Annotated in this window: 9 protein-coding genes; 4 read left to right on the top strand and 5 right to left on the bottom strand. The window is 61.1% G+C overall.

Annotated elements, in window-relative coordinates; translation table 11 throughout:
• Positions 1-56 precede the first annotated feature (56 nt).
• A complete protein-coding gene (locus NZN28_RS00805; RefSeq protein ID WP_295394667.1) occupies positions 57-1,403 on the top strand; it encodes a diguanylate cyclase in 1,347 nt (448 codons plus the stop codon).
• Here NZN28_RS00805 and NZN28_RS00800 read toward each other — a convergent pair.
• From NZN28_RS00800 to gmk, 4 genes are all read right to left on the bottom strand, one after another.
• The gene (locus NZN28_RS00800; RefSeq protein ID WP_295394665.1) at positions 1,389-2,009 is read right to left on the bottom strand and encodes a MarC family protein; all 621 of its coding nucleotides are present in this window, start codon (positions 2,007-2,009) and stop codon (positions 1,389-1,391) included. The genes NZN28_RS00805 and NZN28_RS00800 overlap by 15 nt on opposite strands.
• Positions 2,010-2,041: 32 nt before the next feature.
• Positions 2,042-2,524 (bottom strand): arginine repressor, encoded by a 483-nt coding sequence (gene argR, locus NZN28_RS00795; protein ID WP_295394662.1) that lies wholly within the window; start codon positions 2,522-2,524, stop codon positions 2,042-2,044.
• A 182-nt stretch (positions 2,525-2,706) separates the two neighbouring features.
• Positions 2,707-3,015 carry a DNA-directed RNA polymerase subunit omega gene (gene rpoZ / locus NZN28_RS00790; RefSeq protein WP_295394659.1) on the bottom strand — a complete coding sequence of 103 codons (309 nt, stop codon included), beginning with the start codon at positions 3,013-3,015 and terminating at the stop codon, positions 2,707-2,709.
• Positions 3,016-3,067: 52 nt separating this feature from the next.
• Complete coding sequence (gene gmk, locus NZN28_RS00785) at positions 3,068-3,742, bottom strand: guanylate kinase (RefSeq protein ID WP_295394655.1); 675 nt, start codon at positions 3,740-3,742, stop codon at positions 3,068-3,070.
• Between the two features lie 811 nt (positions 3,743-4,553).
• On the opposite strand from gmk, the gene NZN28_RS00780 reads away from it, so the two are divergent.
• The 3 genes from NZN28_RS00780 (at position 4,554) to NZN28_RS00770 (ending at position 9,829) form a co-directional block, all read left to right on the top strand.
• Positions 4,554-6,011, top strand: a complete 1,458-nt coding sequence (locus NZN28_RS00780) for a glycoside hydrolase family 13 protein (RefSeq protein WP_295394651.1) — start codon at positions 4,554-4,556, stop codon at positions 6,009-6,011.
• 412 nt (positions 6,012-6,423) lie between these two features.
• A complete protein-coding gene (locus NZN28_RS00775) occupies positions 6,424-9,393 on the top strand; it encodes an adenosylcobalamin-dependent ribonucleoside-diphosphate reductase (RefSeq protein WP_295394649.1) in 2,970 nt (989 codons plus the stop codon).
• Between the two features lie 169 nt (positions 9,394-9,562).
• Positions 9,563-9,829, top strand: a complete 267-nt coding sequence (locus NZN28_RS00770) for a hypothetical protein (protein WP_295394646.1) — start codon at positions 9,563-9,565, stop codon at positions 9,827-9,829.
• A 145-nt stretch (positions 9,830-9,974) separates the two neighbouring features.
• Here the strand turns inward: NZN28_RS00770 and lon are convergent, their stop codons facing one another.
• The gene (gene lon, locus NZN28_RS00765; protein ID WP_295394642.1) at positions 9,975-12,356 is read right to left on the bottom strand and encodes an endopeptidase La; all 2,382 of its coding nucleotides are present in this window, start codon (positions 12,354-12,356) and stop codon (positions 9,975-9,977) included.
• Between the last annotated feature and the right edge of the window lie 524 nt (positions 12,357-12,880).

Here is a 12,880-nt window from a genome sequence, read left to right as displayed (position 1 = left end):
TGCATAGAGGAAAGGGCGCCCATACACTGAGTTAATATTTTCGAGTTCGTTCGCCTATGGATGCGACTGCTCCTCCTCTCGAGCCAGAAACCCTGACCTGGCTTAAGCACCTGCCGGAGGCGGTGGTGTGGCTGGATGAAAAGGGGCAGATGGCCTGGTACAACCCGGCAGCCGCCGCCCTCTTTCCCGACCCCAAGCCGCTTGGCAGGCGGCTGGAAGACTGGTTCCAACCGGCGGTGAACGAGTCACGCCTGCAAGAGCTAATCAACGCCGGTTGGTGGCAGGGCCACCCTCAGCGCAATCTGGTCGGCCTTGCCGGCAAGCGATGGCGCTGGTTTCAGGTGACCCAGGCCCCGTTCAAAAACGGCCAACTATGCATCCTGAACGAGGTGACCCGTGAGTACAACCAGGCCCTGGCCTACCACTCTTCCCTCGAGGTGCTTTCCAGCCTGCTGACCCAGGAAGAAAAGCTCGAGGCCCTCTTCATGCGGGTGCTGCAAACCGCGGTTGCGGTGGTTCCAGGGGCCGAGGCCGGGAGCCTGACCTTGCTGGAACAGGGCGAGTTTCGCTTTGTGGCCCAGATTGGCTTTGCTGAGGAGCTGACCCGGCATGCTCTGAGCTACAACCACGAACTGGCCTGGTACGGACTTGGAGAAGAGGCCTGGCTGCTGGGCAAGCCCCGGCTGCTGGTGGCCCCCCACATCCAGGAGCGAACACAGCAATACATCTCCCACGAGCTCGAATTGTTTGAGCAGGCCGGAAAGCTCCAGGAACTAAAAGCCACCATCACGGTTCCTATTGTTCTGCAGGGCCGGGTCATGGGCACCCTGAACCTGGACTCGCTCAGCTCTACCGAGGCTTTTGGATCCGAAAGCCTGGTGATTGCCCAGACCTTTGCCTTGCAAGCCGCCACGGTGCTGTACGGCTTGCTTACGCGCCGGAACCTGTCCGAGCGGGCCCTGAGCGACGCGCTCACCGGACTGGGCAACCGCCACGCCCTGGAAGAGAACTTTCCCAAAGTAAAGGCCCAGGCCGAACGCCTGGATATGCCCCTGACCCTGATTTACTGGGATATGGACGGCCTCAAGCGGATCAACGACCAGTACGGACATGCCGCAGGCGATCAGGCCCTCAAGATTCTAGCCACCACCCTTCGCAGCGTTTTCCGTCAGGAAGACCAGATTTTTCGTATTGGGGGCGACGAGTTTGTGAGCCTGCATCTGGGGCTGCACCTTGCCGATGTGCCGGAGATGGTTCGGCGGGTGCGCTCGGCCATCCACGTGGAGGTGAGCGCCGGAGCGGTGGCAGTCTCCGCCCTGCAGGATTTGTCGGCTGCCCTCAGCCAGGCCGACCAGGCCATGTACGTGGACAAGCGCCGGGTGCGCAACTCACTCGAGCTTTAGCAGTACACGCACCCCATCGGCCACATACTGCACCGCCAGCGCGGCCAGCAAAATGCCCAGAACCCGCGTGATCACATTGATACCGGTGCGGCCCAGCGAGCTCGAGAATTTCAGGGCGGCCCTGAGCGACCAGTAGGTGATAAAGAGCACCAGTGCTGCCATGGCCAGCACCAACACGAACCCACCAACGCCCTGGGGGGCGGTTCCGGCCAGAATCAGCACCCCGGCCAGGGTGCCCGGCCCGGCAATCAGGGGAATGGCCAGGGGAAAGACCGAAATGTCGGCCCGGGTCTGCGACTCGGCATGCTCTTCGTCGGTTTCGCGCTCGAGCTGGGCGTTGATCATGTCCAGGGCAATCTTGAAGAGCAGCAATCCGCCGGCCACTTTCAGGGCCTCGAGGCTGATGCCCAGGTAGCGCAATATCATTCCGCCCAGCAGGGCAAAGGCCAGCACCAGGAGGCCCGCCACCAGGGTAGACCGGAGCGCAATGCGTTTTTGCTCCTGGTAGCTGCGGCTACCGACCAGGGCCAGAAAAAGCGGAATCAGGCCGATGGGATCAATCAGCACAAATAGGGTAAGGAAGGCCTGCAGGGCAAATTCAACCATGGCGATTCAAGGAAGGGGTGCAAGGGGTGGAGTTACCGGCTAGGTCGCTCGGTTGCGGGGAATAGCATTTCTTCGAATTCCTCCTGCAAGGCTTCTGCATCCCGAACCGTGCGGCCCACCACCAAAATCGAATCCTCCCCGGCGATGGTGCCCACAATATCGTCCCGGCGCAGGCGGTCAATCAGCAAGGCGATGCCCGAGGCGTGGCCTTCGGACACTTTGAGCATTAGGATATTCTCACCCCGGTCTACATCCCGCACGAAGGTCGGGAAAATACGCCGCAGCTCTTCCATGACATCTTCGGCCAGGTTGAGCTGGGCCAGGGCATACTTGTGTTTGCCCCGCCCCAGTGGAACCCGCACCAGGCGCATTTCGTTGATGTCGCGGCTCACGGTGGCCTGGGTCACCTCGTAGTTCAGCTTGCGCAGCCGTTCTACCAGCTCGGCCTGGGTGGATATGCTCTCCCGGCTGATGATTTCCTGGATGGCTCGATGCCGCTGTTCTTTACTTGCCATAGCCTCTTTTTCTCCCGGTCCCAATTCGGGATTATACAGGGCGCCGGGCTATTGTTATACGGCTGGAAACAGACGGCTTCCCAGCGTAAATGCGCGATGTGAACGGGTGGGTGGCCACCCTTCTGGCCCGCTCGACCCCTGCATGAAGATGCGGGCTTATGCGCCGTCTGGTCTCGGCAGGTTCAGTCCGAAGGTTCGATCACCTCGCGGGGGTACATCTGGTCGAGGAGCTTGGTCAGGCGATCCTCGGCCATCAGGTTTTCGCCAATCTGAAGACGCCGGGTCTGGAGCTCTTGCATGGCCCAGGTGACCGCGTTGGGATCGGGTTTCTCGCCCTCCAAAGTGCGCATGCGGGGTATTTCGTCGTTGCTCAGCACGGTATTCTTGAAGTCATAACGCAGAAGCTGCTGGGCTCGCTTCGCCGTGACCACTGTCAGACGGTATTTGGAGTCGGTTAGGGCCAAGAGGTTGTCAATGCCAGGTTCTGCCATAGGTCTACCTCTGCAACTAAGCTCCGATTGTACATCAGAGTGTGAAAAATGTTTACTTGCCTTTCTGCTCGCCGGCCTCGAGCCGCCTGCGTTCCAGCTCATCGAGTTCGCGTTCCAGCACGGGGTCTTTGGAGAGGGCTTGGGCCAGTGCCTCGCCCATACGCGGTTGCAGCAGCCGCTCGGCCTGAATGATGGCGGCAAAATCAGAGACGGCCTTGTCGAGCTGGTCGTTGACCAGCACGTATTTGAACTGGTCGGCCATGCGAATCTCTTCTTCGGCCCGCTTGAGCCGTTTATGAATCTTGGCCAGGCTGTCGGTTCCCCGCACCAAGAGCCTTCGGCGCAGCTCCGAAAGGGAGGGGGGGATGATGAAGACCAGGATTGCATCGGGCATGGCCTGCTTGACCTGCAAGGCACCCTGCACTTCGATTTCGAGGATGACATCCCGTCCGTTGGCCAGGGCTTCCTCCACCGGCTCGCGCGGGGTGCCGTAGTAATCGTCCACGTATTGGGCCCACTCGAGGAAGCCGTTTTGAGCGATTTTGCTTTCAAACTCGGCCTTGCTGACGAAGTAATAGTCCACCCCATGACGCTCCCCCACCCTGGGGGGCCGGGTGGTCATCGAAATGGAGTAGTACATGCGGTGATATTCCAGGAGCCTCCCGCGGATGGTGCCTTTGCCCACCCCCGAAGCTCCGGTCATAACAAACAGATTCCCACGCGGCATAACTGGGGCATCGTATCATACCGAACCCACCTTGTCCCGCTCGTCTTCTTTATCTTGCAGCCGCCTCTTTGCAGAGGCCCTCAAGCCCTGGCCCCGCTCGGCAAGGCCACCGCAACGGCTGAAAAGGGCTGTCCTGGCAGCACATAGGGTAACAAATCAACCAAAGATTCCCCCTTCGTTTTGAGGTATAGAGCGCTCTTCACAAATTATGAGCCATTCGAGTTCGAGAAAGCCTGGTTCTGAACAGAAAAGTGACCGCTCTGGAAACTCGAAAACATGCGTCTCGGTGAGGCACGTCTCTTTGTCCCTTCTCGTTTTCGTGGGCGGCCACGTCTGTGAAGAACGCGATAAGCCGAGAGACGTGTAAGGCGCGGGGCCAGGCGTGGTGGCTGACCTGCCAGCAGATGGGGGGTCTTGTCCGAGACCCTCCCCGACCCTACCTGCGCGGTTGGTAGGGGCTTGAGGGCTATCATTCTTTGGAATCTGTGGGGGTGTATGGGTATCTATCTGCGAACATCGAACCTGCGTTGGCGGGTGTGGCCGCCTGCGCCCAAAAAGAAACTGGGAAACGAACAAAGCTTGTTCGGCAGGGGAAAAGGCCACCCTGTGAAGGGCCCATCGGTGGCGGTGTGAATCGCGGCGCTTTGGGGTACGGCAGGTTCTACATCAGCGATGGAGCCTATCGCAAGCACATTGCGAACCTTTGCAAATATCCCCATAACGAATTTCTGTTTGCTTACACTTGAGATTTTGCCTGTAAGGTTTAGACTAACCCCTGGCAACGTGCAAGCGTTTTCTTGTGGGAGCTTGGATGACACCAGAGTGGGTCAAAGACGCAGTTTTCTATCAGATATTTCCAGATCGTTTTCGCATTGGGGCCGGGCCGCCGGCCAGCCCTGCGCCGGTACACAGCGGTTTTGAAGCCTGGGACGCTCCGCCCACCTTGCGCGGCTTTAAGGGGGGCAATCTGTGGGGCGTGATCGAGAAGCTCGACTACATCAAGGAGCTGGGCTTTAGTGCACTTTATTTTTGCCCCATTTTCAGCTCGACCGCGAACCACCGCTACCACACCAGCGACTATTTCCAGGTAGACCCCATGTTGGGCGGCAATGTGGCCTTGCGGAAGCTGGTCGAGGAAGCCCACCGGCGAGACCTGCGGGTGGTGCTGGATGGCGTTTTCAACCACTGCGGGCGGGCCCACTTTGCTTTTCAGCATGTGATGGAAAACGAGGCCGCCTCGCCCTACCGCGACTGGTTCCACATCTACAGGTTTCCCCTGAACGCCTATGCCAAACACGCCAACTACGCGGCCTGGTGGAACAACCCCGAGCTGCCCAAATTCAACACCGCCAACCCCGAGTGTCGGGCGTATTTGCTGTCGGTGGGGGAATACTGGTTTCAGTATGGCATTGATGGCTGGCGGCTGGATGTGCCCAACGAAATTGACGACGACGAGTTCTGGCGCGAGTTTCGCCGCCGGGTCAAGGCCCAGAACCCCGAGGCCTACATCGTGGGCGAAATTTGGGACGACGCAAGCCGGTGGCTACAGGGTGACCAGTTCGATGCGGTGATGAACTACCCGCTGGGGCGGGCCATTCTGGGTTTTGTGGGGGGCGAGGTGCTGGACAAAGACCTGGCTGCCAGGAGCGGTCTGGGGCGGCTGGAAACCCTGGGGGCTATGGCCTGCCACAACCGCCTCGAGGAGCTTTTTCGCCGCTACGACTGGGATATCGTAACCGCCCAGATGAACATCATGACCTCGCACGACACGCCCCGCATTTTCAGCCTCCTGCGGGGGCAGCTCGAGCGGGTGCAGCTGGCTTTTGCCATGCTTTTTACCCTGCCGGGGGCGCCCACGGTCTATTACGGCGACGAAATAGGCATGGCCGGGGGCCACGACCCCGACAACCGCCGGGGGATGATCTGGGATGAGGCCCGCTGGCATAAACCCCTGATGCAAACCATTCAGCGGATGGCGGCCCTGCGGCAGTCCTTGCCGGTCTTGCGGCGGGGCCGATACCAGTACCTTTATGCCCAGGATGCCCATCTGGCCTTTGCCCGCACCCTTGGACAAAGCAGCGTGGTGGTGACCATCAACGCCTCGCCCGAGCCCTGGCGCATCAGCGTTCCGCTGCACGGCCTCTGGCCTCGTGGAGAGCAGGCCACAGACCTGCTATCGGGCAAGGAGGGCCGGTGTGTGCGGGGTTATCTCGAGGACGGCGTTCTGGAGCCATTCTCGCTGGCGGTCTGGCAGACCCTTCAGGTTTGAAAATTTCGAGGTGGAGCCAGCAATGCGCTCGAGCCCGCAAAGTGTTCGGGGGGGGCTGGTGGATAAAAACCGGCTCTTTACGTAAGCGCTGCTCGCTTACTGACGCGACATGAATTTGGACACTAAGGCCCTGTTTGCTCATAGCACCGAAGTAAATCTGAAGCCAGTTTCTGAACATAGCAGAATAGATTTGACCGACAAATACTACGTATAGTAGTATCCATTGCCCTAAATCCTAAATATATGTGGGCTCGAGGCTTGATTATTTCTTAGCTTTTACAGTATTCTGCCTGTACCAAAATCAAAACCTCTTGCCAAAAACATACAACAAGTAGTAGCATCTAACCCGAAACCCCCCATATCTTGTGCCACTTAGGTGGCTGGGGATTTCTGGTTCACATTGGAGGACATCATGAATAGCTTTTCGCCCGCACCGTTTGATGACCACGCTCAAGCCATCGCCAAGCGCCAGTACATGCAGCCAGGCGATGGGGACGTGTTTGGCATGTTTCGCCGGGTGGCCAACTGGGTGGCCTCGCCTGAAAAATCTGACCAGGACAAAAAATACTGGGCCGAGCAGTTTTACCAGTTGATGGCCTCCAAACGCTTCTGCCCGGGTGGGCGGGTACTGGCAGGGGCGGGCACCCAGCATGGCAACGTGCTCAACTGCTTCGTGCAGGGAGCGACCGAGCACGAGCCCAGCAGTTTTGATGGGGTGCTGGAAGTGGCCACCAAGCTGGCCCTGGTCACCAAGGTGGGTGGGGGCAATGGGGTCAACCTCGACCCCTACGTCTCGCGCAAGAACGCCGGTTCCCGCGGAACCGTGCGTGGTTTTGCCTACATTGCTGCCGATCATGCCGACGTCGAAGACTTCATCAAGGGCCTCATGCGCCCCCCCATCAACCCCGATGGCGAAAAGGAAAACATCACCGTGCGTAACTGGACACGGGTGGTCTATGGACTATTGAAGCCGGAACTGGCCGCACTGGCCCGGCGCAACGGGGTTATGACTGTGCGGGAAAAACCCAGCGACGTGCTGGGGGTGCCCGATGATATGCGTGGCATTATCGAGGCTGCCAAGGCCGCCCTGAGCCTGGCGGTCAAGGGCCAGGAGCCGCACGTGGATTTCAGCAGCCTGCGCCCCGAAGGTGCTGAGATTAAGGGCAGTGGGGGCACCAGCAGTGGCCCGGTGAGTTTTCTAGTGGAAATTTTCGACAACTTTCTGGAGTGGGCCAACCTGGGGGCCGAAAAAGCTGGCCCCGTCGCCACTCTGCGTTACGTGTACGCCCCGGTGCTGCGGGTTGTGCGCCAGGGTGGCACCCGGCGGGGAGCCGGCATGGCCACCATCGCCATTGACCACCCCGACCTGCTCGACTTCCTGACCGCCAAAGACCTCGACCGTGAGGCCAGCGAGGGCGATATCTCCACCTTCAACATCTCGATCCTGGTCACCGAAGCCTTCTGGCAGGTATTGCAGGCCGATGGTCTGTGGGCGGTCGAACCCTCCGAGGTGCCGGGCAAGTACTACCCTCATCCCGTGCAGGGCGCGTACAACGGGGTTTTGCCCGACCTGCCCGAACGCGCCCAGGACGGCGCCCGTCCCATTCCGGTTTACGGTGGTAAGGTGCCGGCCAAGTGGCTCTGGCACGAGATTGCCTGGCACGCCTGGGCCACCGGCGAGCCCGGCCTGATCTTCGTGGATCGCATCAACGAGCTTTCAGCCCTCAAGAACCTGGGGCCCCGGTATCAGATTCGCTCCACCAACCCCTGCGGTGAGATTCCCCTCACCGTGGGCGAGCCCTGCGACCTGGGGGCCATTAATCTGGCGGCTTATGTAGAAAACGGCGAGTTTGACTATGCGGCCTTCCGCAAAGATGTCCACACTGCCATCCGCTTCCTGGACAACGTGCTGGACGTGAATGTGTTCGCCCTGGAAGACAACCGCGTGGCCAGTCAGACCCTGCGCCGCCTGGGCCTGGGGGTCATGGGCCTGGCCGACATGCTGATCAAGATGGGGCTGCCCTACTCCTCAGAGGCGGCCCGTCGGGTGGTGGCTCAGGTGATGAACGTCATGCGCGAGGAGGCCATCGCCGAGTCGGAGCGGCTGGGGCAGGAGCGGGGCGTGTTTCCGGTCTATGAGCAAAACCGTGCAGCCTTCGAGGCGCTGGGCATCCGCCCCCGCCGCAACGTGGCGGTGCTGACGGTGGCCCCCACCGGCACCACCAGCATGCTGATGGGGGTTTCCAGCGGTATAGAGCCGATGTTCTCCCCCTTCATGTGGCGGCGTATTGGCGGTCAGTACAAGGCTTTATTGCACCCTTTGTTTGTGGAGATGATGGAGCAGTTCCCCGCCGAGGGGCGGTTTGCCAAGAACGGCGCCTGGGACTGGGATGCCATTATTGAAGCCATTCAGGCCCACCACGGCAGCGTGAAAGGGCTGGAGGGCATCCCCAGCGCCATTGGCAATGTGTTTGAAGGCGCTCACGACGTGCCGCCGCTGGATCACGTGCGTATGCAGGGGGTGGTGCAGACCGCCTTCGACGCTGAGGGCTACGCGGCCAACTCGCTCTCCAAGACCATCAACCTGCCCAACCAGGCCACCGTAGAGGATGTGGAGGCGGCCTACACCGAGGCCTACAGAACCGGTTGCAAGGGCATCACGGTTTACCGCGATGGCAGTCGCGAATACCAGGTGCTCTCGGTGAGCAAAGAAGAAAAGAAAGCCGAGGATAAAAACCAGGAGACCATAGCCGTGCAGCCGGCTTTGCTTGAGGTCCCCTCGAGCCCTGCGACCGAGCATGGGGGTCAGCTCCCGGCCCGCCCCATCTTCGAGCGCACGGGCCGCCTGGTCGGGTACACCGACATGGTCAAGCTCACCGCCGCCGATGGCACCCGCAGGGGCTTTCTGGTTACGGTGAACATGCAGGGTGAGCATCCGGTAGAAGTCATCCTGACCTCAGGCAAAGCCGGAGATGAAGCCAACGCCGACAGCGAGGCCCTGGGCCGCATCATTTCTAAAGCCCTGCAATATGGGGTGCCGGTGGCCGAGCTGGTCAAGACCCTGCGCGGCATCAACGGCGGCCTGTATGGCAGCTACCAGGGCCGGTTCGTCACCAGCAAGGCCGACCTGATTGCAGTCGCCCTGGAGACCACCAGCAAAATCCAGATTGCAGAAGGCGAGCGCAAGGCCGCCCAGATGCCCCTGGACGACAACAGGGTGCCCCAGGCCATGCAGCGGGCCATGACCGCACCCATCCACAACAGCCCGTCTGCCAGGGGCAACACGGGCCTGGGCAGGTGTCCAGAGTGTGGCGACGAAAACCTGGTGCGCGAGGAAGGATGCACGAAGTGCTATAGCTGTGGGTATAGCAAGTGCGGGTGATACCATCCCGTAGAGATGCTCTAACCGCGCTTTTCTCCATTAGCCTTGCCCGGACGGCGCATGGTGTGCCGGTCAGCAAAGGCTGTACCGGGTAGGGCCCTGCGGATGGTCTTACCGAAGGGTTGGATGGGGTCGTCCGAATCCACAGGCGAGCCGTTATCCTGGACTGGTGGAGCCTCGACTGGATCAGGTGCTGGTCTGGCAGGAGCAGGGCCGGGCCGTGGTGCAGGTGGAGTTTTTCGACCATCTGGGCCGACTGCGGCGCGAGGTCTTCTACCGGCCCACCCAGAACCTCAAGCAAGCCCTGGAAGCAGTAGCGCGGGAACTGGCTGAGCGGGGGATGCGGGGACAGCCCAGGGTGCGGCGCAAGCAGGGCAGCCGCCTGATGACGGCCCCGGAGTTGCAGCGAAGCTTCTGGGAAGCCCTCAACGAATAGCCGGTCATGTGGGCTGGTGGGTGGGTTCACAACAGCCCACCTTGCCCCAAACCATCGCTCCCTGCCTGACGGCTCCCACAGCTGGCAAAGGGTTCGAGCAAAAACCCCCTCCCTGGCTTCTGGGAGGGGGGTTGTTTTTCGGGCCCTAGGCGCCCGCGCCGGGTTGCTGGCGGTTGTCCGAGGGTTGAACCACAGGGGGCATTACGGGCTCGGGCAGCAGCAGGTAGGCCAGCACCTCGCCCACGTCCTCCACCAGCTTGATTTCTAGCCCTTCCAGCACTTCTTTGGGCAGATCCTCGAGCTGGGGCTCATTGTCTCTGGGCAGCACAATCTTGTGAATGCCGGCCTGGTGGGCGGCCAGGAGTTTCTCCTTGACCCCGCCGATGGGCATCACCTTGCCGCGCAGGCTGACCTCGCCGGTCATGGCGATGTCCATGCGGACAGGGCGGCGGCTGAGCGCACTGGCGATGGCGGTGGTCATGGTGATGCCGGCGCTGGGGCCGTCCTTGGGGGTGGCCCCGTCGGGGACGTGCACGTGCAGGTCTACCTTGTTGTGGAAGTCTTCGGGAAGGCCATAGGTGCTGGCGTGGGCCCGCAGGTAGGTGAGGGCTGCCTGGGCCGACTCCTTCATGACCTCGCCGAGCTGGCCGGTCAGCGAGAGTTTGCCGCTTCCGGGAACCGCAGCCACCTCGATGGTCAGCAGGGTGCCGCCCACAGGGGTCCAGGCCAGGCCCTGGGCGGTGCCCACCTGGGGCTCGGTCTCGGCCTTGTCGGGGCGGAACCGGGGGATGCCCAGGTAGGCAGGCACGTCGGGCGCGTCCACCGTGCGCAGGCCTTCCCAGCTGCCCTCGAGCCAGAACTTGGCCCCCTTGCGGGCAATCTTGCCCAGCTCGCGCTCCAGGCCCCGCACCCCGGCCTCGCGGGTGTATTCGTTGATGACCCGCATGATGGCGGCGTCGGTCACTTCGATCTTGCCCTCCATGCCGGCTTCCCTGACCTGTTTGGGCCAGAGGTACTGCCGGGCGATGGCGGCTTTCTCGAGGTTGGTGTAGCCGGGAATCTCGATGACCTCCATCCGGTCCAGCAGGGGGCGGGGGATGGTTTGCAGGGTGTTGGCGGTGGTGATGAAGAAGACCTTGGAAAGGTCGTAAGGCACGTCGAGGTAGTGGTCGGTAAAGGTGTTGTTCTGCTCGGGGTCGAGCACTTCCAGCATGGCGCTGGCGGGGTCGCCGCGCCAGTCCGAGCTCATCTTGTCAATCTCGTCCAGCAGGATCACCGGGTTGACCACCCCCACCTGCTTCATGGCGTGAATCAGCTTGCCCGGCATGGCCCCGATGTAGGTGCGGCGGTGGCCCCGGATTTCGGCCTCGTCGCGCACCCCGCCCAGCGAGATGCGGTGGAACTTGCGGTTCATGCTCCGGGCGATGCTGCGCCCCAGCGAGGTCTTGCCGACCCCTGGCGGCCCCACCAGCACCAGGATGGGGGCCTTGTTGCGCACCTCGAGGTGGGCGGTCATCTGCCGCACCGCCAGGTACTCCAGGATGCGCTCCTTGACATCCTTGAGGCCGAAGTGGTCTTCGTCCAGTATTTGCCGGGTGTGGTTGATGTCCAGCACCTCGGGGTCGGCTTTGGTCCAGGGAACCTCGGTCAGCCAGTCCAGGTAGGTGCGGGCCACGGTGGCCTCGGGGCTGCCCTGCTGCATGCGCTCGAGGCGATCCAGCTCCTTGAGGGCCTTGGTCTTGACCACCTCCGGCATGCCCAGCTCTTCGATCTTTTTGCGGAGCGCCTCCAGGTCGTTCAGGCCATCCTCGCCGCCCAGCTCCTTCTGGATGGCTTTCATCTGCTCACGCAGGTAGTACTCGCGCTGGTTGGTGTCCATCTGATCCTTGACCCGCTGAGCGACCCTCTTGTCGAGCTCGAAGCGCTCGAGGTCGCGGCTCAGCAGTTCAAGCACCTTTTTCAGCCGGGCCTCGAGGTCGGTTAGCTCGAGGATCTCCTGCTTCTCGGCCACCGTCCAGGTGGCATGATAGGCAATGGTATCGGCCAGTACGGCGGGGTCGGTGGTGCCTTTGACCGCCTCGAGCTGGTAGCGGTCGAGCCGCAGCGACTTGTGGTTTGCCACGTATTTATCGAAGGCATCCTTGAGCTCTTCGACCAGTACACGGGTTACGGTCTCGTCGGCGGGAAAGGCTTCGGCGTAGACTTCGCCTCGAGCCCGCAGGAAGGGCCCGGCGATATAGTCCTTGATTTCAGCGCGGGCGCGGGCCTCCACCATCACCTGCAAAGTACCGTCGGGCAGGCGCATGGCCTGCTTGACCACGGCCTGCACCCCCCATTCATACAGGTCGTCCGGGGTGGGGTCGTCCACTTCCGGGTCGCGCTGTGCGACCAGGAAGATCAACCGGTCGGCGCCCATTGCCTCTTCAACCGCCCGTTTGCTTTTGGCACGGCCCACATCCACTGGCGTAGTGGTATGCGGCAGGATTACAGTATTTCGCAGTGGAATGACCGGCAGTTCTAAGCGCATAGGGTATCTATCTCCTGAGTTCCGCCTGGGGTTCGTCGCTCTCTCGGCGGGATGGGAGCGATATATGGTTTGATTTTATAAGGTGTTGCTCCATGGATAGGGTCAAATCTTACACTTAGGCTACTTGAGCATACCGCACTCAAGGTTTATTCTGCTGTCTCTCGAAACTCCGGCATCCCGCCAATCACGAACCACCCTCAGGAGCCGTGATACGCTGCACGTCCCAACCCATTGCCCCGTACAAGTTCAACCTCCTGGTGCACACTCGAAAAGATACCCATAGCCTTGCACAGATTCCAAAACGTGATAGCCCTCGAGCCCCTCCCTAACGTGCAAGTAGGGTTGGGTGAGGGTATCGGACAGAACCCCCCACCTGCTGCCAGGTCGGCCACCCTACCTGGTCCGGACGGAACCGAGCGAGTCCAGGCAAGGATTGACTTATACCAAATCTCGCCCATAGCGAATCTCCCTCATAGCGACACCTAAAGCCAGAATGGGGCTATGTAAGGTGTCATTTCGAGCGC

It is taken from the genome of Meiothermus sp., from assembly GCF_025056915.1.
Lineage (GTDB): Bacteria > Deinococcota > Deinococci > Deinococcales > Thermaceae > Meiothermus.
The sequence above is the reverse complement of the archived record's forward strand: the minus strand, read 5'-3'. Positions and strand labels throughout refer to the sequence as shown.